This window comes from Streptomyces sp. NPDC006365, from assembly GCF_042870755.1.
Taxonomy (GTDB): Bacteria; Actinomycetota; Actinomycetes; order Streptomycetales; family Streptomycetaceae; genus Streptomyces; species Streptomyces xiangluensis.
Genome location: NZ_JBIAHS010000001.1, coordinates 832,704 through 854,098 on the forward strand (window position 1 = coordinate 832,704; position 21,395 = coordinate 854,098).

Below are 21,395 nucleotides of genomic sequence, written 5' to 3' on the forward strand. Positions count from 1 at the left end.
GTTCTGGGCATGTCAATCGTGCCATCATGCGCCCACACCGTGGTCGATCAGGAGGACGCGTTGAAAACGAGTTCACGGATCCGCAGGGCAACTCTCGTACTCGGCAGCGCCGTTGCGCTGGTCGTCGCCTTCCCGGGCAGTGCTCTCGCGGCTCCGCCGCGGTCCTTGCCCGCGAACGCGGAAGCTCTGGAGCAGACGTTCCAGCCGACGTACGACTACGACACCGACGGCTGCTACTCCACGCCCGCCATCGGACCCGACGGCACCATCAACGGCGGGCTCAACCCGACCGGATCCCTCAACGGCGAGTGCCGCGACGCCTCGGACCTGGACAACACCAACGGGTACTCCCGCTACAAGTGCAACAACGGCTGGTGCGCCATCATGTACGGCCTGTACTTCGAGAAGGACCAGGCCGTGGCCGGCAGCAGTCTCGGCGGACACCGCCACGACTGGGAGCACGTCGTGCTGTGGGTGCAGAACAACCAGGCCATGTACGTGTCCACTTCGGCCCACGGCAGCTTCAGTGTCCACGGCCGCGACCAGATCCGCTGGGACGGAAACCACCCCAAGATCGTGTACCACAAGGACGGCGTCAGCACGCACGCCTTCCGCCCCGCGACCGCGGGCGACGAACCGCCGGAGAACCACAAGGGCACCTGGCAGTACCCCCCGCTGGTCGGCTGGAACGGCTACCCCGCGGGCCTGCGCGACAGGCTGAGCCAGGCCAACTTCGGCAGCGCCAACTTCGGCCTCAAGGACGGCAGTTTCAACAACCACCTCGCCGCTGCCAAGCCGGCCGGCATCGCCTTCGACCCCAACGCCTGACGTACCGCCGCACCCCCAGCGCAGGTGACGGCTCGTCAGTCAGTCTGCGGCGTACTGGGTTTCGGTGCGGGGCGGCTCCGTCGGCTCGGGTGCGTCCGGGGCGGTGTAGAAGACGGACGAGCCCTGCTTGGTGCGGTGGGCCTGGCTCTTGGCCACGAGTCCTTCGAGCGAGGTGCGTACGACGGTGGATTTGATGCGACGCTCGGGGTTGGCCTGGCCGAGCGCGGTGGCGATTTCCGCCGCGGAACGGGGTTCGCTCTGCTCGCCGAGATGACGGCGGATGAGTTCAACGAGCGTGGGCTGGGCGGACTTCGAGGCTTCGGTCTTGGCTATGGGCCCGCCTTTGGGCTGTGCTTTGGGCCGTGCTTTGGGTTTCTTGGCCGCTGTCGTGCCGCCCTGTGCGCCGGCGGCCTTCTTCGTCCCGGACCGCTTTCCGGTGCCGGACTCGGTCGCGGCCTTCGGCCTCTTCCGCCTGGGAGTGGAGGGTGCGCCGGGTGCCGCGGCATCTTCGGGCTGCGCGGGCTGAGTGGGCGCGTCCGGGCCGAGCGCCCGCTGCATGCTCACGAGCACGGTGTGGTCATGCTGCAGGGCGAGCAGTTGTTCCTGCAACGCACTGATCTCCGCGCGGATGCGTTCCTGCTCCTTGACGTTGCGGTCGAGGTCGCCGACCACCTGGGCGAGGTACTGCGACGTCAGTTCAGTGGCAGGGGGAGTGCTTTCAGTCATGGTGCTGACCTTCCTCGTTGCTTCGCGAGCCGCACTTGCAGCGGGGCGCACCGGCGTAGAGATGTACGTACGGACGGCGCCGGTTGTTCCCCTGAAGTTACGCCAGGCGCTGTGGACTTACGTCCTTGGTACCGGTCATGCCTGGGCTCGCGGCCCGATCCGCCGGGACAGGGACGCACTTTGGCGTCACACCATGCGTATCGCAATTCTGGGCACGGGCAATGTCGGCCGAGCACTCGCAGCGGGCTCGTCTGCGGCGTGACACCACCGCTCGGCACTCAAAACGCCGCGCGGCCGGGCCCCACCCCCCTGCACATGGGGGGGGAGGGCCCGGCCGCGCGGCCTGAGCGCTACGCGCCGCTCTCCCTGAGCATGTCCTCACGCTCGACGATCTTCACGCGTTCCCGGCCCTCGGGCTCACCCAGCGCCTTCTCCGCGGCGTCCAGCCGGTACCAGCCGTCCCACGTCGTGAAGCGGACGTTCCGCTCGGCGAGGAACGCGTCCACAGCCTCCGGGGCGGGCGAACCGGGCGTGTGCAGACGCCCGCCCGCGTAGTCGTCCAGCAGGTTGGCGACCGTCTCGTTGGCATCGCCCTTGGTGTGACCGATCAGGCCCACGGGACCGCGCCGGATCCAGCCCGTGACGTACGTCGACTGCAGGTGCGCGCCGGTGTCCTCGAGCACCCGGCCGCCGTTGTCCGGCACCGTGCCCGACTCGACGTCCCAGGGCAGCTTGGGCAGCTTGTCGGAGAGGTAACCCACCGCGCGGTAGACCGCGGTCACGTCCCAGTCCTTGAACTCGCCGGTGCCCTTGACGTTGCCGGTGCCGTCGAGGGTGGTGCGCTCGGTGCGCAGGCCGACGACGCTGCCGTCCTCGCCGAGGATCTCGCTCGGCGACTCGAAGAAGTGCAGGAACAGCTTGTGCGGCCGGTTGCCGACATCGCGGATCGCCCAGTTCTCGAGCGTCTTGGCGACCATGTCGGCCTGCTTGTTGCCGCGCCGGGTCTCGATCGATCCCTCGTCGTAGTCGATGTCCTCGGGGTCGACGATCACCTCGATGTTGGGGGAGTGGTCCAGCTCCCGCAGCTCCATCGGGCTGAACTTGGCCTGCGCCGGTCCACGGCGGCCGAAGACGTGGATCTCGCGAGCCCGGTTGGCCTTCAGTCCGTCGTGGACGTTCGGCGGGATCTCGGTCGGCAGCAGCTCCTCGGCCGTCTTGGCCAGGATGCGCGCCACGTCGAGCGCCACATTGCCGACACCGAGTACGGCGACCTTCTCCGCCTCCAGCGGCCACGTCCGCGGGACGTCCGGGTGGCCGTCGTACCAGGAGACGAAGTCTGCCGCGCCGTACGAGCCGTCGAGGTGGATGCCTGGTATGTCGAGCGCCCGGTCGGCCGTCGCCCCGGTGGAGAAGATCACGGCGTCGTAGAAGGTGCGCAGATCGTCCAGGCTGATGTCGCTCGGGTAGTCGACGTTGCCGAAGAGACGGATCTGCGGCTTGTCGAGCACCTGGTGCAGGGCCTTCACGATGCCCTTGATGCGGGGATGGTCGGGGGCGACGCCGTAACGGATCAGGCCGAACGGGGCGGGCATCCGCTCGAAGAGGTCGATGGACACGCCGGGTTCGGCGGCCACTTCGGACTTCAGCAGCGCGTCGGCGGCGTAGATCCCGGCGGGGCCGGCTCCGACAATGGCTACCCGCAGGGGGCGGGGCATGATCAGGTTCCCTTCGAGCGATGAACAGGCAACTCGTCGGCAACCCTAAACTAAGGCAAACCTAACTTGGTACGAGGGTCCGGCCTATGACCTCATAAAGCAGCTTTATGGCGAACGGGGAGTCCCGGTCAGTACGGCCCTGCCAGCTGGGCCTCGGCTGCAACCAGGATCTCCGTCACTCGCAGGCCGAAGGCGACGTCGCACGCATGCGGACGGCCGGTGCCGGCAGCGGCGAGGAGGGCGTCGGCGGCCCGGATCAGGGCCTGTACCGGTCCTTCGGTGGACGCGGGCAGGACGGTCGCTCCCGCCTTGCCGCGCAGTTCGACCGTGGCTCCGGCAGCCGCGGGCGGTGCGGTGAGGCTGAGAGTCAGGGTGCTCGACGCCCCGCCGATGTGCTGAAGGATCAGGTGGACGGTGTCCTTCGGGCCGCGTGCGGTGGCCGCCACCCGCTCGACGTCGCCGAGAACCGGCAGCAGTACGGACAGGGCATGCGGGCCGACGTCCCAAAGGCCCCCCTTCTCCCGTCGCCACGGCGAGTCGGCGAACGGACTGTCGCCGGTGAACACCGAACCGAGCCACTCCGCGCGTCCCGTGAACCACCCGTCCAGAGCGGCCTGTTCGGTGATCCAGGCCTCAGTGGTGTTCTGGAAGCGGGCCGTGAAGAAGACCACCGAGGCGACACCGGCCTCCCTGACCGCCTCGACGACCGCCCGCCCCTCCTCGACGCTCGCCGCGAGGGGCTTGTCGAGCAGCAGATGGCAGTTCGCCCGCGCCGCGCGCGCCGCGAGCGGGGCCTGAACGGAGGGAGGCAGGGCAATCGCGACGGCGTCCACCTCGGCGAGCAGGGTGTCGACGTCCTCGTACGCGCGTGTCCCGTGCCGTTCGGCCAGGGCCTCGGCCGCGTCCCTGCGCCTGCCCCACACGCCCACGAAATCCAGTTCGCGGTGCTCGCTCAAGGCGGGGGCATGGGCCATCTCGGCCCACGGTCCTGTACCGAGCAGTCCGATGCGCATGCCGTCGCCTCTCCTCGTGCCGATGCCCTGGGGCAATCGATGCCGGTTGTCGTCCGGCCGCCTGCGTGCGCTGAGCCTTTCACGTAGGCGCTGAGGGTGCGCAACCGCTCGCCGTACAAGGGTTGGGCTGACCTCGGTAGGTGGCTCAAGCAGCAGTGACGTAATTTGCCTAAAGGTATTAGGTAACTGCAGGATTGGTTATGCCGATTGGGAGGAGGGGCATGACACGTGTAGGACTGACAGCGGAACGCCTGACCCGGGCGGGAGCCGAACTGGCCGACGAGGTCGGCTTCGACCAGGTGACCGTCTCGGCGCTCGCCAGGCGGTTCGACGTCAAGGTCGCGAGCCTGTACTCGCACCTGAAGAACTCCCAGGACCTCAAGACCGGGATCGCCCTGCTCGCCCTGGAAGAACTCGCCGACCGGGCCGCCGACGCCCTGGCCGGGCGGGCCGGCAAGGACGCCCTCGCGGCCTTCGCGAACGTCTACCGCGACTACGCCAGAGAGCACCCCGGCCGCTACGCCGCGGCCCAGTTCAGGCTCGACCCTCAGGCGGCGGCCGCGAGCGCCGGGGGCAGACACGCGCAGATGACGCGGGCGATCCTGCGCGGCTACGACCTGACGGAACCGGACCAGACCCACGCGGTCCGGATGCTGGGCAGCGTCTTCCACGGCTACGTCAGCCTGGAGTTGGCCGGCGGCTTCAGTCACAGCGCCCCCGACTCACAGGAATCCTGGTCACGAATCCTGGACGCCCTCGATGCGCTGCTGCGGAACTGGCCCGCGCCCTGACGCACCAGGCGGAGACCGCCGCCCGCGCCCCACATCGGCGTATCCGAGCAAGCCGAGAAATCCGTGTTGTCCGAGCATGCTGATCAACAGGCGGAGGCCATGCACACCCACCCCAACTGGACTACCACGCCCATCACGCCCGAACTCCTCCGCGGCGCCCTCGACTTGGAGCCCACCCGACACGGCGTGCTGCCACACCGCCTCCCCGCCCGAGCCCGCGCCCAGTGCACCGACCCACAGCTCGCCATGGTGGAGTCCCAGCCCTCCGGCGTACGACTGCTCTTCCGTACCCGTGCCACCGCCGTCGAGCTGGACACGCTGCCCACCAAGCGGACCTACGAGGGCGCCCCGCCCCGCCCGGACGGCGTGTACGACCTGCTCGTCGACGGCCGGCTGACCGGCCAGGCCACCGTGACCGGCGGCAACACCGTGACGATCGACATGACCACCGGAACCGCCGAGCACCAGCCGGGCCCGCCAGGCACCCTCAGCTTCACCGACCTGCCCGACGGCATCAAGGACATCGAGATCTGGTTGCCGCACAACGAGACCACCGAACTGATCGCCCTGCGCACCGACGCCCCCGTCGAGCCCATGGCGGACCGGGGCCGCAAAGTCTGGCTGCACCACGGCAGTTCGATCAGCCACGGCTCTGACGCCGCGAGCCCCACCACCACCTGGCCCGCGCTGGCCGCCGCCCTCGGCGGCGTGGAACTGATCAACCTCGGCCTGGCCGGCAGCGCCCTGCTCGACCCCTTCACCGCCCGCGCCATTCGGGACACCCCCGCCGACGTGATCAGCCTCAAGCTCGGCATCAACCTGGTCAACCTCGACCTGATGCGCCTGCGTGCCTTCACCCCCGCCGTGCACGGCTTCCTCGACACCATCCGCGAAGGGCATCCCACCACACCGCTGCTGGTCGTCTCGCCCATCCTGTGTCCCATCCACGAGGACACGCCCGGCCCCGGAGCCTTCGACTTCAGCGAGCTCGCCGCCGGAGCGCTGCGTTTCCGGGCGACCGGCGATCCCGCCGAGCGAGCCACCGGAAAACTGACGCTGGGCGTCATCCGGGAGGAGCTGTCCCGTATCGTGCGCCAGCGGTCCGCCGACGACCCCCACCTGCACTACCTCGACGGTCGTGACCTGTACGGCGAGAGAGACTTCGCCGAACTGCCCCTGCCCGACGAACTCCACCCTGACGCCGCCACCCACCGCCGTATCGGCGAACGCTTCGCCGAGCTGGCCTTCACCACGGGCGGCCCCTTCACCGACCACAACGCGTGAAGACACGTACTCCGAGACGTCACGGGCGTACGGCGGTGACGAGCCACCGGCCCTCGTAACCGTTCCAGGCCGCGGCCTGCTGGGAGTTCACCATGTCGTCGGGGGCGGGCGGGCTGACCGGGGTGTCCGTCGAATCCGGTGAATCCGTCATGCATCCGTGGTGACGCGTGACGCGTGACGCGTGACGCGCGAGCCCTGGTGGAGGCCGTCCCGGGCGGGGCTGATTCGTGAGAGGTACCTAATTCGTGAGAGGTCTCTATGAATTTGTGGGGTGTTTGAACACGCCGGGACTCCGATCCGTATGGGGCAGGGGATTGTCATGCCCGGCTTCTGACGAACCGTAGGAGTACTCCCGTGGGACGCAACACGCGAAGACGCCCGACAGGCGCACGACGCACGACCTTTGCGGCGGTCGCGCTGATGCTGGGAGGAGGTGCGCTGGTAGCGGCGAACGTTTACGCCACGGCCACCGAGAGCGGCTCGGGTCAGCAGCCGGGGCAGAGCCAGGCGGACCAGGTCCTGGCTTCGGGTGCCGCCACGATCGACTGCCCGGACGTCGGCACCAAGTTGACGACGGTGCCGGACCAGGCGAGGCCGGAGGTCGACAAGCAACTCGCCCTCCTGGACAAGCAGATCGCCGAGGCCTACCAGCGACTGCAGAACTCGGCGCAGGCCGCCCAGCAGGACGCCGGCTTCGCCGACAACGCGATCATGAATCCGCTCAAGGACAAGCGGACCGCGACGATCGAGCGGATCGCGATCGCCATCGGGCGTGTGGGGGAGCGCCCGCAGGGTCTTGAATCTCTTGCCGCCTGTACGTTGCGCGCTACCGGCAACGAGGCCGACAACGGCGAGAACGGCGACCAGGCGGGCGACGGCCAGGACGCGGGCGACACCAAACAGGACGAACAGGGCCAGGATCAGGGTGACGGCCAGGACGGCCAGGACCAGGACGGCCAGGACCAGGGCGGCCAGGACCAGGGTGACCAGCAGGGCGGCAATGGCGGTCAGGCCGCCAACGCGCCCGTGGCCGAGGACTTCACCGACATCACCACCGTGCAGCCCAACGTGCCGAAGCCGCAGCAGCAGAGCAACGCCTCCCGCGGCACCTTCACCACCAGCTGTGGCGTGAACGCCAACGGCCTGTTCAACTCGGACAACGTGATCGTGGCACCCGGCGTCACCAACGGCGCCCACCACTTCCACGACTACATCGGCAACCAGGCCAACGACGCCTTCGCGAGCGACGAGGACCTGGCGAACGGCGACACGACGTGCGTGGACCAGGGCGACAAGTCCACGTACTACTGGCCGGTGTTGCGTCTGCAGAACGGCGTGCAGGAGCAGGACGCGAACGCGCCGGGCGGCGGCATCGAGGGCAACGTCGGTGAGATCGTCACGCCCAAGCAGGTGACCTTGACCTTTGTGGGCAACCCGCAGAGCAAGGTCACCGAGATGCCGCGACTGCTGCGCATCATCACGGGTGACGCCAAGGCGTTCGTCAACGGCACCGCGAATGCCAATGCTTCGTGGAGCTGCACCGGCTTCGAGGACCGGCAGCTGAAGGACAAGTACCCGCTCTGTCCCCAGGGCAGTGACGTGGTGCGCACCTTCAAGTTCCAGAGCTGCTGGGACGGCCGGAACATCGACAGCGCGAACCACCGCACTCACGTGGCTTTCGCCGACGCCAACGGCAACTGTGCGAACGGCTTCCAGGCGATCCCGCAGCTGGTGCAGCGCATCGTCTACGACGTCGACGCGCCGAGCCTGAACGACGGCGGCCGTACGGTTCCGTTGTTCGCGGTGGACTCCTTCCCCGAGCAGGTGCACAAGCCGGTCACGGACCACGGCGACTTCATCAACGTCTTCGACGAGGACCTGATGGGGGAGATGGTCGACTGCATCAATGCCGGCCGGAAGTGCGGCGTCGGAGGCGACGCGGGTGCGGGCGCCGGCGAGGAGCCGCAGGACAAGCCGACGGAGAACCCTGACGAGGGGTCCGGCGAGAACGGCGGGAACGGCGAGGCGGACCCCGGCAACGACGACAACGGCGGAGCGGATGCCGGCAACGGCGACAACGCCGGGGACAAGGACACACCGGAGACGGGCACGAAGGCGCCGGACGCTGAACCGGAGGTCGGCTCCGCGCCCACCAACCGCCCGAACCCCGAGGTGTACACGACCCCCTCACCCGCCCAGAGCGATCCGGCCACGTCACCGGCGGAGGGCTCGGACAGCGACAGCGGTGGTGAAGGCGACAACTCGGAGCAGGCGTCGGACGCCGACGGGAACGATCAGGCGGCCGGTGCACAGACCGAACCGCAGGGGGGTTCCGGCTCTCTCGCCGAAACGGGCACCCAGCTATGGCCGGCCGCGGCCGGAGCGGTGCTCGTGATCTCCGGCTTCGTGCTGTTGCGCCGTATGAGGCGCAGTTCGTACTGACGCCTTTCGTCGGAAGGCATCGGGCGGCGACCGGACCTGCGTCGGCAGGTCCGGTCGCCGCTTTTGTACGTGGGCGCTGCGGGGCGCATCCGGCCTGCGACGGCGGGTGACGTCGGGGGCTCGGCTGAGGCGACGGACGCTCAGACCGGCACCGTAAGCGTGGCTGTGTAGCCTTTGTCGACGCTGCCTTCGACGGTGGCCATCTGCTGGTCGTAGCCGTCACTGAAGATGTTGTCGCTCTCCAAGGAGAGCTGGCTCAGGGTCTGCACGCTCTGCTCGTAGCCGTCGCTCGCGTACACCGTGTCGCAGACGTCCTTCGGAAAGGCGAGCTGTGAAGTCGCCGTGATGGACGTGGCGCTGGTGGCGTCGTCCAGGCTGCCGTACACCTCGAAGTGGATGTGCGGCCAACGGCCCGTATAGCACGCCGGGAAGATGCTGGTGAACGTGACCTGGCCCTTGGAGTCGGTCTCTTGCACTCCTCGCAGGTAGTTCTCCTCGGTGACGCCCTCGGAGTACAGCGAGTAGTTGCCGTCCCGGTCGCAGTGCCAGAGGTAGACTGCCGCGCCTTCTTTCGGCGTATCGCACCCGGAGGCGGCGTCGACGACGGTGAGGGTGATGGTCAGGGCCACGCCCTCGGCGGTACCGCTCGCCGAGCCGAAGCTGGAGGTGATGTCCGAGCGTACGACGCCGCTTTCCTTGAGGACGTTGACTCCGTTGGACCCGTCGCCGGGGTAGGGCCCGGCCGTCTCACCCGGGATGGTCTCGCAACTCGCCTCGGAGGCCCCCGAGGAGGCTGCGGCAGACGAGGTCGAGGAGGGTGAGGAGCCAGCGGTCTCCGCATCCTCGCCGCTGCAACCCACCACCGGGACCAGACTCACGCCGGCGAGCAGCCGGATCATCTTGCGGCGGTGAAGCGTGGGGAGGTCAAAGGAGAGACCCCTGTCGTGGTCGTGGAGTTCTTCGCTCATGACTGTTCGCCTTTGCTCTTCTGTGTCGCCCGCTGGGTGTGCGTGACAGTAAGGGCGCCGCCTGTGCAGCGCCCACGAGCCAGCTGTGCGTTTCTCAGGCGGCCACCGGCCGTCACCGAGGCCACGCTCCCCTGCCGGCCCGGATCTGGGCCGGCAGGGGAGCGTGGCAGCGTGGACCCATTCACAGGCCCTTGAAGCTGTACGACCCCGACCCGACCTCGAACACGGCAGCCCCGTCCTCCATGCGGAGGAACGTGACTCCGTTGGCGGCGTCGGCCGGCCGGCCGCTCTCGGTGACCCCCTGGCGGGTCTTCGACGGCACGTGGACCTCCGCGACGGTGTTGACCGGCACTGTCACCTTCAGGGCGAACTCGCCGTCGTGGGTACTCCACTTCGATGACAGAAGGCCGTAGACGGTCTTGAGTCTTCCGGAGCCTTCCGTCAGGTTTCCGCCCGGCACGGGCGCGATGCGGGAGCGCTTGTAGCCGGGCTCGATCGCGGAGAGGCCGCCGATGTTCTGGAACATCCAGTCGCCCACGGCGCCGTAGGCGTAATGGTTGAAGGAGTTCATGTCGACCGGGCCGAAGCTGCCGTCGGGCATGATCGAGTTCCAGCGTTCCCACATGGTGGTGGCACCGCCTGCGACCTCGTAGCCCCAGGACGGGTAGTCCTTGTGGAGCAGCATCTTGTAGGCCAGGTCGTCCCGGCCGATCTTGCTCAACGCGGGCAGCAGCAGCGGTGTGCCGATGAAGCCGGTCCGCAGGTGGTGGTCGGTGAGCGCCAGTTTGGCCACGAACTTCTCACCGGCCTTCTCGACCAGTGCCGGATCCGAGATCAGGTCCATGCCGAGGGCCAGCGCGTATCCGGTCTGGGAGTTGCGTTTGACGGTGCCGTCGGCTGCGACGTAGGCCTTGGTGAAGGCGTCGCGGATGTCGGCGGAGAGCTTGCCGTAGTCGGAGGCGGCCGCTTCATCGCCCAGGGCCTTGGCCACCTCGGCCATCATGCGGGCGTTCTCGGCGTAGTAGGCCGTGCCCAGGATGCCCTGCTCGGTCGGGTCGTCCAGGTGCAGCCAGTCGTTGGTGAAGAACGTGGTGCGGCCGGGCTCGAGCAGGTCCTCTCCGGCGCTGTTGCGCACGAACTGGAAGAACTTCTGCATGGCGGGGTAGTTCTCCCGCAGGATGCGGGTGTCGTCGTAGGAGCGCCACACGGAGTACGGCACGGTGATCATCACGTCCGACCAGCCGACACCGCTGTCGCCGAACTGGCCCTGAGGGGTCGGTACGACCGCCGGCAGATCACCGCCCGCGTACTGGGAGTTGCGCACGTCCGCCATCCAGTGGGACAGGAACGCGCGGGTGTCGACGAGGTAGTTGGCCGTCGGCGCGAACAGGCTGATGTCTCCCGTCCACCCGAGGCGCTCGTCGCGGGCCGGGGTGTCGGTGGGGATGGAGAGGAAGTTGCCGCGCTGGCTCCAGGAGATGTTGCTCACCAGTTGGTTGAGCATGCTGTCCGAGGTCTTGAGCGTGCCGGTGGACGGGAGGTCGGATCCCCATACGACGCCCTTGACGTCGGAGAGGGCGGGGGGTTCGGTCACCCCGGTGATCTCGATGTAGCGGAATCCGTGCTGGGTGAAGGTGGGCTCGTAGGTGACCGTTTCGTTCTTGGCGAAGGTGTAGCGGTCGGTGACCTTGGCGCTGCGGAAGTTGTCGGTGTAGAGGGTGCCGTTCTTGTTGAGCACCTCCGCGTAGCGGATCTTGACGGTCTGGCCGGTGGCGCCGGTGAGGGTCAGGCGTGACGCGCCGACCATGTTCTGGCCGAGGTCGTAGACGTACGTTCCGGGGGTGGGCTCGGTCATCTTGCGGGCCTGGAGCACCTGGGTCTGGCGCACGGGCTCGTCGCTCTGCGGGACCAGGAGGGCGGTGCGGGACGGAAGGCTCACGGCAGGTTCCCACTTCGCGTCGTCGAACCCGGGCCGGCTCCAGCCCGAGGGCTCCAGACGCGCGTCGTAGGTCTCGCCGTCCTGCAGGTCGGCCTTGACGTAGGGGCCGTCCCCCGCCTTCCACGAACCGTCCGTGGCGATCCACTGGACCGATCCATCGGTGTAGGTGATGCGCATCTTCGCCACGAGAGCGGGGGTGTCCCCGTACTGGCGGCTCCAGCCGAGCCCGACCTTGCCGGCCCACCAGCCGTCCGCCAGGGATGCACCGATCACGTTGTCGCCGCCGTCGAGCAACTTCGTCACGTCGTAGGTCTGGGCTTGGATGCGCTTGTGATAGTTCGTCCAGCCCGGGGCAAGCACCTGGTCACCGACCGGCTTGCCGTTGACCTCCAGCTCGTAGAGACCGAGTGCGGACGCGTACACGCGCGCGGAAGCGACCTCCTTGCCGCTCTTGGTCGCGAAGTCCTTGCGCAGCAGCGGCTGCGGGCGGGCCGTGGGCTGGTAGAGGGCGTCCGTGGTGCCGGACACCACGAGGGCGGAGCCGGCGATCTCACCGCCGGTGAACGGGTTCTTCCCCGACGCGAAGTCGGTGTCGAGCAGGGTGTCGCCGTCGGCGCTGGTCACGACGGCTTCGTGGATGGTTCCCCGTTCGTTGCAACACGCGTGGGTGCGGAAGCCGATGTAGCCCTTGGTGAACGTGGAGTCCGTGAAGGTGTTGACCAGCTTGCCGTCGAGGGTTGTCCTGATGGTGGTGCCCGCCACGTCGTACCGGACGGTGTGCCGGCCGGAGAGGAGACCGGCGTTGGTGAAGCCGTGCGGCGCGAGATCCACCTGCTGCACCACGGAGTAGGTGCCCTTGACCTGCTTGTGCAGTCTCAGCATCGGGGTGGAGCCCGTGGTGCTGAACTGCCACATGTATCCGTTGCTCACATCCGGGGCGCGCAGGAACATGCCGAAGGCAGCGCTGTTGAGCTCGAACTCGACCGCGGCGGTGTAGTCGGTCCACTTGTCCAGCTCACTGGCGGCCTCGGGGCGAGTGATCCACTGGGCGCCGTCCCAGTCACCCGGGTCGACCAGGCCTGTCTCGAAGTGCGCGGTCGCGCTCCACGGACTCGCGGCTCCCTTGTCGTCCCAGGCCCGAACGCGCCAGGAGTACCGTGTGCCCGCCTCCAGGTCAGGACCGTCGTACCGCACGCCGGCCTGGCGGTCGGACGACACCTTTCCGGACGACCACACATCGGCAGATCTTGGCGTGCGTCCGACCTGGATCTCGTAAGCCGTCTGCGATGTCGCACGCCGGGCCGACGTCAACTGCCAGCCGAAGACCGGGTCCTCACCGCCGATGCCCAGCGGGTTCACCCGGCCGTTGGTGGACAGAGCCTTCACGGAGAACGGCGCGCCCACAACCGACGCAGCCGGGGACACGGACCCTGGCAGAATCGCCGCGCTTCCGACCACGGCCAACACGAGCAAGCCTCTCAGGAGGACGGACAAGAGCGAGCGTTTACGGACCATGACATCTCCATCTGAATCGTTTCAGGCAGTGCGTGTTCGAAGCCGGCGCCGACGCGAAGCGCCATGTGTGTAGTGGACGTCAGGCCGCTGTGCGGCTCAGTGGGGTCTCGAGCCCGGCGTCAACGTCGCCGCCGTCTTCGAAGCGGACCTTGTTCAGCAGCGAGGCAGTCGGCCGGCCGACGGAGTCCCGGCTCGGTGTGCCGGCCGTGCGCCTAAGAGGCTGCGCTCGTTCATTCCCGTACGGAGGCCACCTCGGACGGTGTTCCCACGGGGGCGCTCGGCCGACTCGACCCGTACCGTCGCCGTGCCGTTCAGCTCGACCTCGTACGTGATTTCGGGTTCCGGACGCTCAAGGCTCATGCCTGCCCCTCGCTCCCTGCATCGTGTGTGCAACGTTCTACGTTTGAAACGACTCAACCCTGAGGGGCAGGTGTCCGGTACGTCAAGGGAGGCGACGCGGGAAACTCCCAGCGGGGACGTCCGCCCGCCTCGGTGTCGGTCCGGTGTCCGCCCGCCCTGCGGCAGGCGCGCCTGCCGCTGGTCAGGCGCCGGGGGGTGCGGTACTGCCGCGCGTCACCAGGTGCGGGGTCGAGGCCGTGACGAGGCCGCGGTCACGCCGCTTCTCGATCCGCTCCAGCAGCAGTCGGGCCGCGGTCTCGCCCATCATCGCGCCCGCCTGGTCGACGCTGGTCAGGCTCACGGGGGCGAGGGCGGCGACGGAGGTGTTGTTGTATCCGGCGAGCGAGAGGTCGCCGGGGATGCGCAGGCCGACCTCGGCGGCGGCCCGGAAGACACCGGTCGCGGCCACATCCGCGCCGGCGAAGATCGCGGTGGGTGGGCGGGCGGAGGTGAACAGTTCCATGGCGCCGCGGTAGCCGCCCTCGTCCGAGTACCCGGAGTGCACCACCCGGGCCAGGTCTGCCAGGCCGTGCCGGGTCATCGCCTCGCGGTAGGCGGCCCGGACGTGGTGCTCGGGCCGCTGCTCCCACTGGCTGCCCCGCACCGTCGGATGCGACAAGTGCGCGATGTCCCGGTGCCCGAGGCCGATCAGGTGGTCGATGACGAGGTCGACGCCGGCTCCGTCCTGGTTGACGACGCAGTCGTACACCGGCGAGGGGTCGTGGTGGCCGATCACCACAGTCGGCACCTCGGCCGCGATGCGCACCACCTCCGTGCGGGGAACGGCGGGTGCGATCAGGATCAGGCCGTCCATCTGCCGGTCCACCATGGCATGGATCAGCCTGGTCTGATCCTCCTTCTCGGAGGAGCCGCTGGAGCCGATGAACAGCGCGTACTCGGTGTTCCGCAGCTGCGCGTCCACCCCCTCCAGCAGATCGGCGTAGAAGGCGTTGCGGATGCTCGCGAGCAGAACGCCGATCGTGTAGGTGCGACCCCTCATGCCACGGGCGGCGGCATGCGGGCGGTAACCCAGCTCGGCCATGGCCGTCTGTACCCGCTCACGCATCGCGGGGCTCACCCCGTAGGCGTTACGCAGCACCTTCGACACCGCGGAGGTGGACACGCCCGCGCGCCGCGCGACGTCGGTGATGGTGACCCTCTTCGAGCCGCCTGCAGGTTGCACCGCGCGCACCTCCGTTGTCATGCCCCGCTCCGCCCCTTTTGGCGTTCCCGAGCGTTACTCGCGGATGACTTGACGGCTCCAGCTGGTTCGCCTCAACCTTTGGGGGCATACCTTCGTGAAACGTTACACGAAGGACGAACGCATGACGGGGCCGGGCGGGTGGCTGCCTCACAGTCGGCTGCCCAGGGTGTCAGAAGTACGAACCAGCACGCCGCCTCCGCGTCGACTTTGATGCCGGGCTCCGCACAAGGCACAACCACCGTCGCACGCGGGTGCGGCTCGTGGCCTTCTCTCGGCGCGCAGCCCGGAACACCGTATCGGCCTCGGCCTGCTGGCCACGGGGCCGTTCGTCACGGTGTACGCCGTCGGCGTGGCCGCCGCGATGCGGCTGCTGCCGAGGCGGGGCAGGTCCCGTGCGGCGGCCCGCGTCGCGCTCGTCGCGGTGGCGATCATGCTGCCCCATGTCGGGCCGGTACCTCCTCTGGCCGCTTGTAGTCACCGGTGCCGCGCTGCTGTACCTCAGGCTCGGCGGCCGGCGCGCCGGTCGAGCAGCATCCGTCGGAGCGGCACCTCTGACGGAGCGGCACCTGACGGAGCGAAACTGTCGGGAGCCTGCAGGACGGCAGGGGACGGGTCAGTCCAGGGCATCAAGGGCGGCGAGGATGTCGCTGACGGGCGCTTGGGGTCGTCATGGTTGCGCAACCCCGTCAAGAGCCCTGCAGTGCCCGGCGCGTGAGAAGCGCGGACCGCAGCTTCGTGCGTCAGCGGAGCAGAAGTTGGACGATGGAGACGACACCGATCGTCACGATCAGGGCCCGCAGCACCGCGGGACTGAAGCGGCGGCCCACCGTGGCTCCGAGCTGGCCGCCGAGCGCGGAACCGGCCGCGATGAGCACGACGGCGGTCCAGTCGAAGTCCGCGACGAAGAGAAAGAACAGCGCAGCCACAGCGTTGACGACGGCGACCAGCACGTTCTTGACCGCGACGAGGCGCTGCAGCGTCTCGTCGAGGAGTATGCCCATCAGGGATATGTAGATGATTCCCTGGGCGGCGGAGAAGTAGCCGCCATAGACGCTGGCCAGCGTCAGGCCGATGAACAGCAGCAGGCCACCGTCGCGACGGTTGGTGTCGCCAGGTGCATTGCGGCGCACCCTCTTGCTGATCAGCGGCTGGACCAAGACCAGGACGAGGGCGAAACCCACCAGGGCCGGCACGATCTTCTCGAACGCGGCGGCGGGCAGGGCCAGCAGGAGGATGGCGCCGGTGACGCCGCCCAGCAGGGCGCCGACGCCGAGCTTCATGATGCGTCGGCCCTGCCCCTTGAGCTCTCTTCGATAGCCGATGGCTCCGCTGACAGAGCCGGGGATGAGGCCGAGCGCATTGGAAACCGTGGCGGTGACAGGTGTGAGACCGGTGGCGAGCAGAACGGGAAAGGTGATCAGTGTTCCCGAGCCGACCACGGTATTGATGGCACCGGCGCTCACACCGGCGCCGAATACGGCGAGCATCTCCCCCGGCGTCACGCCGAGGCTCCGTTGGCGGCGATGGCCGGTACTGCCGCCGGTACGGGCCCTGTTCGCCGGTATCCGGGGCCGGAGAAGATCTTCATGATGCCGACACTAGACGGGCGACATTTCGGTGACCGCCGAAGTGAACGTTCGCCATCTTGAATTCGCTGGTCAGGGGTCTGGCGTGACATTCGTCTGGGGTCCTCGTGCTGGTCGTGGGCGGCAGTCTGCGCAGTGGATCGTCTGGCAGGACGGTTTCGCCGGTTCCTGCTCGCCGTGACCGGTACGCCTTCTACGATCCGGTCCCATGGCGGACCCCGGGGTGCTGGAACGGATCGCCGCGCGGCGAGCGGCAGTGGACGTGCTCGAAGAACGGCTGGCCAAGCAGTTGGCCAAGGTACGGGCCGAGCGAGACGAACTCGCTGTCGCCGAGCGGGTCCTTGAGCGCATGAGTGAGCAGATCGCCGTCGAGCGCACGGTGGCCGCACCAGCGGCTGGGCGGGTGGCCGGCCGAGCGGTGCTGATGGTCCCGCACCGCGCGCCGGGCGTGGAGGAGGCGGCGCTGCCGCCGGAATACCGGCGCATCCTCGCCGTTGTCCGGCAGGCCGGCGGAGCGGTCATGGTCCGGCAGGTCGGCGAGGTGCTGGACCTGGATACAGAGGTGCGGGGCAAGCTGGAGCCGCTGCGCGGGAAACTGACCCATTCACGATGGCCGCCGAGTCACTGACCCAGCGGGGGCAGTACGGCAGGGAGGTGGCTGACTTCAGCTGCCCGCACCACTCGCAGGCACCGACCGCGTCGCAGGGGGGCCCGGGCGCAGCCGGGAGTGGCGCCGGGGGAGCCAGGGCAGGGGTATGGCGAACCGGGTCCGGTGCCGCCGCGCGCTGAGCGCAGGCGACCAGAACAGCCGCGTAAGCCGAGTAGAAGGTGAACCACGTGACAAAGAAGCGCATCTCGGCCTTGATTGACTCCCCATAAACCTCACGTGTCACCTTGCGGAGAGCACCGTGGCTGCCCAGGTGGTAGTAGACGCCGTCTTTCTTCATCGGCTGTCCGCCAGAGGGAAGACCCCCCACGGCCAGGCACACGACAGCGCCACCGACGAGTACCCCGGCCGTGACGACGAGGCGGCTGGGAGCCATCCGGAGCAGCTTGCCCGGCCCGATGCTCTGCGCGGCTGACAGGGCACGCAGCCCGGCCGCGCCGAACAGCGTGAAGGTCAGGCCGAGGACCACAAAAGTCGTGGCACGCGGCAGGAGCGGGCTGCCCGGCAGGAGCGTCAGCCCGACGATGAGCGTGCTCAGTGCGGCGAGCAGCAGAGCCAGTGCAATGTGCACCTTGTACGTGTTGGCCATGCGCTCTCCCTGATCCTGGACTCAGCGCGAGTATCGCCTCAGACGTCTCACGGGCTCCATGTGTAATCACGGAAGTGAACACGCGCGCAAGCTGCGGTGATCTGGCACCTGAGAGGGCGTTCTGTGAACTGCCAACCAGGGCACCAGATCCAGCATCGTTACCGTCCGCTGTCACGTCTGGATGGCGACGCCCTCCATGACGCCTCCCCCGTGCCTCGATCGACGGCCTCGCCAAGCGCATGACGGACGAGACCACACCCATCTGGCGAGGAACCTGCTGGGAGGTAATGGACAGTCCGCCTACTTCAAACGCCCTCTCACAGTCCCAGGGAGATGGCCAGGCGGGTGAGTTCGGCCATGCTGTTGATGTTGAGTTTGGCCCGGATGCGGCGGAGATAGGCGTCGACAGTGTGCTTGGAGAGCCCCATCTTGCGGGCTGCTTGCAGGTAGGTGCACCCTGAGGCGATATGCCGCAGAGTCTCCAGCTCACGCGGGGTCAGCGCAGGTGAGGGGGCTTCGGTGTACGGCGCGTGGGGAGTGAGGCTCATGGATTCCAATGCCCGAAATAGTTACTTTTATCCGCTTCCGAAAAGGCTGCTTGGTGGACGTCATGGCCGTGTCCGCCGACTGTCACAGACGTGTCACAGGCCACCTCCACAGGCGCTTCACGGTGCGCTCACGCCAGACGAGCCATGTCCGCCAGAAGAGCCATGTCGCTGCGAAAGGTGATTCGGCGGCCCCGGGTGGGCCCCTGTGAGTCCTCTTCGTGACCCCGCGAGGGCCTTCGTGGTGGCCAGGCCGACCCCGCCCGGCCTGGCCAGGGGACATCCCGCAGAGCGCTCTATGTCCTCGCGTGGGAAGCTGGGGTGGGCTGCCGTCCCGTTGCACCCGCTTTGGAAGATTCTTTTGCCGCCCCCTGCCGAGGGGGGCGTGGTGGCGCCACCACGCCCACGCCCGCGTCCGGGCCAGGGCGGTGGCCGTGGTGGGAGAGCCGGTTGTGAGCGGCCCGTTGAGTTCCTTGGCAGGGACCTTGGTGAGGGCCGGGCGGGGGCCTGTGCAGGGCTGGTGCCGACGGTGCCGGTTGGTGCTCCGTGCTTCTGAGGATCATGCTTGTCAGTAGGGTCTCGTGCGGTTTGTCGAAGGGCGAGATGAGCGGCGATGGAGCGACGTCACACCCCTCCCGGTGAGCAGGCGCAGGCGGACGCCTTGTCGGAGTCGGCCTACACGGCCACGACCACCGTCAATGAGCGGGGCATCGTGACGGGGTGGAGTGAGGGTGCCCGGAGGTTGCTCGGCTATGTGTCCTCGGAGGTCGTGGGGCTGAGGGCCGCGCGGCTGCTCGCCGATGACGTCGGTGAGAGGGCGCGGCGGGTTGTGGCCGGGCGGGAGAGATGGAGCGGCGCCGTGGCGCTGCGGCACCGGGACGGCTCCCGGCTTGAGCGGCGACTGCTCGTGCACCGCCGGATTTCCGAGGGCCCCCTCGCCGAGTGGCTGATCGTGTCCGCCGTGGCGGGCAGGGTGCAGTTGCCCGGGGGCGAGGTGCTGGCGGAGTGGGTGTTTCGCCAGTCCCCCGGCATCCTGGCGGTCTTCGATGTCCACCTGCGGCTGGTGCGGGCCAATGCCGGCATGGAGCGTGCGCTGCTGCTCACCGAGGATGACATGCGCGGGCTGCGCCTGGCGGAGATTGTGCCGCATCCGTTGAGTGACAGGGCCGAGGCGAAGATGCGCATGGTGTTGGAGAGCGGCGAGGTGCAGCACGTGCCGACCGGTATCCGCCCCGCGGGTGTCAGCGCGGAGCACGGCTGGCCGGCCTCGCTGGCTCCGCTGAAAGACGCGGGCGGCCGGGTGTGCGCCGTGTGCCTGGCGGCGCACCACACGGTGCCAGAGCCCCTTGCCCGGCAGCGGATGCTCCTGCTGAACGACACCGCCCGCATCGGCACCACCCCGGACGCCCGGCGCACCGCGCAGGAACTGGCCGACGTCGCCGTTCCCCGCCTCGCGGACTTCGCCGCCGTGGAGCTGCTGGAGGCCCTCCAGCGCGGCGGCGAGGTGCCTCCCGTGGCGCCGGCCGGGCCGGTGACCATGGGCCGCACCGCTGTGCAGTCCGTCCCGGGCGACGGCTCCGTCTCCCCCTTTTCGGCAACAGAGCCCTTGCGCTACCCGGCGTGGTCACCGGTGGCCCAATGCCTGGCCAAGGGCCATGGTGCCGTCTACGAGGTGAGCGACCCGGCCATTGCCCGGTGGGCGGAGGAGGACCCCCAGGCCGCCTGGATCCGCCAGGCGGGGACTCACTCGGTGATGGTGGTGCCGATGCGGGCCCGGGGCGCCACGCTCGGCGTGGCACTCTTCGGCCGTCACCAGCGCCCGGAGCCCTTCGAGGCGGACGATGTGTGGCTGGCCGAGGAGCTCACGGCCAAAGCGGCCGTCAGCATCCACAGCGCCGGCCGCCGCACCCGGGAACAGACCACCACCATGACCCTGCAGCGCAGCCTGCTCCCGCAGACGCTGCCCGATCAGGGGGCCTTGGACATCGCCACCCGCTACCTGCCCGCCGGCAGCCGGGCCGGCGTGGGCGGCGACTGGTTCGATGTGATCCCGCTGTCGGGCACGCGGGTGGCCCTGGTTGTGGGTGATGTGGTCGGCCACGGCATCCGTGCCTCCGCCACCATGGGCAGGGTGCGTACCGCGGTACGCACCCTGGCCGATGTCGACCTGCCGCCCGACGAACTGCTCGCCCACCTCGACGACCTTGTCCTCCACCTGTCCGCCGAGGAGGGCGGTACGGAAGGCGCCGCCGAGAGCGCCGGAGGCATCGGCACGACCTGCCTGTACGCGGTCTACGACCCGGTCTCCCGCCGCTGCATGCTTGCCCGGGCCGGGCACCCCCCGCCCGCCGTGGTCAGCCCGGACGGCGCCGTCCGCTTCCTCGATGTCCCGGCCGGCCCGCCCCTGGGCCTGGGCGGCCTGCCGTTTGAGACCTTCGAGACCGAGCTGGACGAGGGCAGTCTGATCGCCCTCTACACCGACGGTCTGCTCGAACCCCGCGACCACGACATCGACGAAGCCCTGGACAAGATGTTCCAAGCCCTCGCCCGCCCCGCGAGGACGCTGGACACGGTCTGCGACAGGGTCCTCACCTCCATGCTGACCCACCGCCCCGACGACGACATCGCCTTGCTCATCGCCCGTACCCGGGCCCTTGACACCGACCGGGTCGCCACCTGGGACCTGGTCTTCGATCCCGCCGTCGTCGCCGAGGCACGTCGGCGCGCCACCGATCAGCTGACCGCCTGGCACCTGGACGACGCCGCCTTCATCACCGAACTCGTCGTCAGTGAACTCATTACCAACGCCATCCGTTACGGCCGCCCGCCCATCCAGCTGCGTCTGATCCACGAGAACAACACCCTTATCTGCGAGGTCTTCGACTCAAGCAGCACCACCCCGCACATGAGGCGGGCCCGGACCTTCGACGAAGGAGGACGGGGCCTGCTGCTGGTCGGCCAGCTCGCCCAGCGCTGGGGCACCCGGCACGCCCCCACCGGCAAGACCGTCTGGGCGGAACAATTCCTCACCACGGAGTGACCCCCCCAGATCCAGCCCTTTGGGCCCGGCGTGAGGCCCTGGCCCGCCAGGCCCCGGCACACCCGCCTACGCGCACGTCACCGGGGCGTGCACACCACCGGGCCGGACGCCTGCTCCTGCCGACCGCTTGCGGCGGGCGCGGAT

General features: G+C 68.8%; 15 protein-coding genes. 6 read left to right on the plus strand and 9 right to left on the minus strand.

Annotated elements, in window-relative coordinates; all coding sequences use genetic code 11:
• Positions 1 to 9: 9 nt before the first annotated feature.
• Positions 10 to 828, plus strand: coding sequence for an NPP1 family protein (locus ACFYO0_RS03875; protein WP_388670065.1), 819 nt, complete (start codon positions 10 to 12; stop codon positions 826 to 828).
• Between the two features lie 39 nt (positions 829 to 867).
• On the opposite strand, the gene ACFYO0_RS03880 is transcribed toward ACFYO0_RS03875, so the two are convergent.
• The 3 genes from ACFYO0_RS03880 to ACFYO0_RS03890 all read right to left on the minus strand — a co-directional run bounded on the left by ACFYO0_RS03880 (position 868) and on the right by ACFYO0_RS03890 (position 4,282).
• Positions 868 to 1,554, minus strand: a complete 687-nt coding sequence (locus tag ACFYO0_RS03880) for a hypothetical protein (protein WP_388670068.1) — start codon at positions 1,552 to 1,554, stop codon at positions 868 to 870.
• Between the two features lie 350 nt (positions 1,555 to 1,904).
• On the minus strand, positions 1,905 to 3,269 hold the full coding sequence (locus tag ACFYO0_RS03885) for an FAD-dependent oxidoreductase (protein WP_388670071.1): 1,365 nt from the start codon (positions 3,267 to 3,269) through the stop codon (positions 1,905 to 1,907).
• Between the two features lie 128 nt (positions 3,270 to 3,397).
• Positions 3,398 to 4,282, minus strand: coding sequence for a Gfo/Idh/MocA family protein (locus ACFYO0_RS03890; protein ID WP_388670074.1), 885 nt, complete (start codon positions 4,280 to 4,282; stop codon positions 3,398 to 3,400).
• Between the two features lie 221 nt (positions 4,283 to 4,503).
• On the opposite strand from ACFYO0_RS03890, the gene ACFYO0_RS03895 reads away from it, so the two are divergent.
• Positions 4,504 to 5,073, plus strand: a complete 570-nt coding sequence (locus ACFYO0_RS03895) for a TetR/AcrR family transcriptional regulator (protein ID WP_388670077.1) — start codon at positions 4,504 to 4,506, stop codon at positions 5,071 to 5,073.
• Between the two features lie 99 nt (positions 5,074 to 5,172).
• On the plus strand, positions 5,173 to 6,357 hold the full coding sequence (locus ACFYO0_RS03900) for a GDSL-type esterase/lipase family protein (RefSeq protein ID WP_388670080.1): 1,185 nt from the start codon (positions 5,173 to 5,175) through the stop codon (positions 6,355 to 6,357).
• Positions 6,358 to 6,376: 19 nt separating this feature from the next.
• Here ACFYO0_RS03900 and ACFYO0_RS03905 read toward each other — a convergent pair whose 3' ends face one another.
• Positions 6,377 to 6,508, minus strand: coding sequence for a hypothetical protein (locus ACFYO0_RS03905; protein ID WP_388670083.1), 132 nt, complete (start codon positions 6,506 to 6,508; stop codon positions 6,377 to 6,379).
• A 269-nt stretch (positions 6,509 to 6,777) separates the two neighbouring features.
• Here ACFYO0_RS03905 and ACFYO0_RS03910 point away from each other — a divergent pair, with 269 nt between their 5' ends.
• Positions 6,778 to 8,799: a DUF1996 domain-containing protein gene (locus ACFYO0_RS03910; protein WP_388670865.1), complete on the plus strand. Its 2,022-nt coding sequence runs from the start codon at positions 6,778 to 6,780 to the stop codon at positions 8,797 to 8,799.
• Positions 8,800 to 8,939: 140 nt separating this feature from the next.
• Here the strand turns inward: ACFYO0_RS03910 and ACFYO0_RS03915 are convergent, their stop codons facing one another.
• The 4 genes from ACFYO0_RS03915 to ACFYO0_RS03930 form a co-directional block, all read right to left on the minus strand.
• On the minus strand, positions 8,940 to 9,767 hold the full coding sequence (locus tag ACFYO0_RS03915; protein ID WP_388670085.1) for an intradiol ring-cleavage dioxygenase: 828 nt from the start codon (positions 9,765 to 9,767) through the stop codon (positions 8,940 to 8,942).
• A gap of 181 nt (positions 9,768 to 9,948) precedes the next feature.
• Positions 9,949 to 13,092 carry a family 78 glycoside hydrolase catalytic domain gene (locus ACFYO0_RS03920; RefSeq protein WP_388670087.1) on the minus strand — a complete coding sequence of 1,048 codons (3,144 nt, stop codon included), beginning with the start codon at positions 13,090 to 13,092 and terminating at the stop codon, positions 9,949 to 9,951.
• A 670-nt stretch (positions 13,093 to 13,762) separates the two neighbouring features.
• Positions 13,763 to 14,824: a LacI family DNA-binding transcriptional regulator gene (locus ACFYO0_RS03925; RefSeq protein WP_388670089.1), complete on the minus strand. Its 1,062-nt coding sequence runs from the start codon at positions 14,822 to 14,824 to the stop codon at positions 13,763 to 13,765.
• Between the two features lie 740 nt (positions 14,825 to 15,564).
• A complete protein-coding gene (locus ACFYO0_RS03930) occupies positions 15,565 to 16,326 on the minus strand; it encodes a sulfite exporter TauE/SafE family protein (RefSeq protein ID WP_388670092.1) in 762 nt (253 codons plus the stop codon).
• Between the two features lie 292 nt (positions 16,327 to 16,618).
• Between ACFYO0_RS03930 and ACFYO0_RS03935 the strand changes: the two genes are divergently transcribed.
• The gene (locus ACFYO0_RS03935; RefSeq protein ID WP_388670095.1) at positions 16,619 to 17,038 is read left to right on the plus strand and encodes a hypothetical protein; all 420 of its coding nucleotides are present in this window, start codon (positions 16,619 to 16,621) and stop codon (positions 17,036 to 17,038) included.
• A gap of 945 nt (positions 17,039 to 17,983) precedes the next feature.
• On the opposite strand, the gene ACFYO0_RS03940 is transcribed toward ACFYO0_RS03935, so the two are convergent.
• Entirely contained in the window at positions 17,984 to 18,214 is a 231-nt protein-coding gene (locus ACFYO0_RS03940) for a response regulator transcription factor (RefSeq protein WP_388670098.1), read from the minus strand.
• A 610-nt stretch (positions 18,215 to 18,824) separates the two neighbouring features.
• Between ACFYO0_RS03940 and ACFYO0_RS03945 the strand changes: the two genes are divergently transcribed.
• Entirely contained in the window at positions 18,825 to 21,251 is a 2,427-nt protein-coding gene (locus tag ACFYO0_RS03945) for a SpoIIE family protein phosphatase (RefSeq protein WP_388670101.1), read from the plus strand.
• Positions 21,252 to 21,395: the final 144 nt, after the last annotated feature.

Excerpts from the sequence above, each read along its gene's own strand:
- ACFYO0_RS03875 (WP_388670065.1), top strand. The coding sequence starts at position 10 with ATGTCAATCGTGCCATCATGCGCCCACACCGTGGTCGATCAGGAGGAC.
- ACFYO0_RS03880 (WP_388670068.1), bottom strand. The coding sequence starts at position 1,554 with ATGACTGAAAGCACTCCCCCTGCCACTGAACTGACGTCGCAGTACCTC.
- ACFYO0_RS03885 (WP_388670071.1), bottom strand. The coding sequence starts at position 3,269 with ATGCCCCGCCCCCTGCGGGTAGCCATTGTCGGAGCCGGCCCCGCCGGG.
- ACFYO0_RS03890 (WP_388670074.1), bottom strand. The coding sequence starts at position 4,282 with ATGCGCATCGGACTGCTCGGTACAGGACCGTGGGCCGAGATGGCCCAT.
- ACFYO0_RS03895 (WP_388670077.1), top strand. The coding sequence starts at position 4,504 with ATGACACGTGTAGGACTGACAGCGGAACGCCTGACCCGGGCGGGAGCC.
- ACFYO0_RS03900 (WP_388670080.1), top strand. The coding sequence starts at position 5,173 with ATGCACACCCACCCCAACTGGACTACCACGCCCATCACGCCCGAACTC.
- ACFYO0_RS03905 (WP_388670083.1), bottom strand. The coding sequence starts at position 6,508 with ATGACGGATTCACCGGATTCGACGGACACCCCGGTCAGCCCGCCCGCC.
- ACFYO0_RS03910 (WP_388670865.1), top strand. The coding sequence starts at position 6,778 with ATGCTGGGAGGAGGTGCGCTGGTAGCGGCGAACGTTTACGCCACGGCC.
- ACFYO0_RS03915 (WP_388670085.1), bottom strand. The coding sequence starts at position 9,767 with ATGAGCGAAGAACTCCACGACCACGACAGGGGTCTCTCCTTTGACCTC.
- ACFYO0_RS03925 (WP_388670089.1), bottom strand. The coding sequence starts at position 14,824 with ATGACAACGGAGGTGCGCGCGGTGCAACCTGCAGGCGGCTCGAAGAGG.
- ACFYO0_RS03935 (WP_388670095.1), top strand. The coding sequence starts at position 16,619 with ATGGCGGACCCCGGGGTGCTGGAACGGATCGCCGCGCGGCGAGCGGCA.
- ACFYO0_RS03940 (WP_388670098.1), bottom strand. The coding sequence starts at position 18,214 with ATGAGCCTCACTCCCCACGCGCCGTACACCGAAGCCCCCTCACCTGCG.
- ACFYO0_RS03945 (WP_388670101.1), top strand. The coding sequence starts at position 18,825 with ATGGAGCGACGTCACACCCCTCCCGGTGAGCAGGCGCAGGCGGACGCC.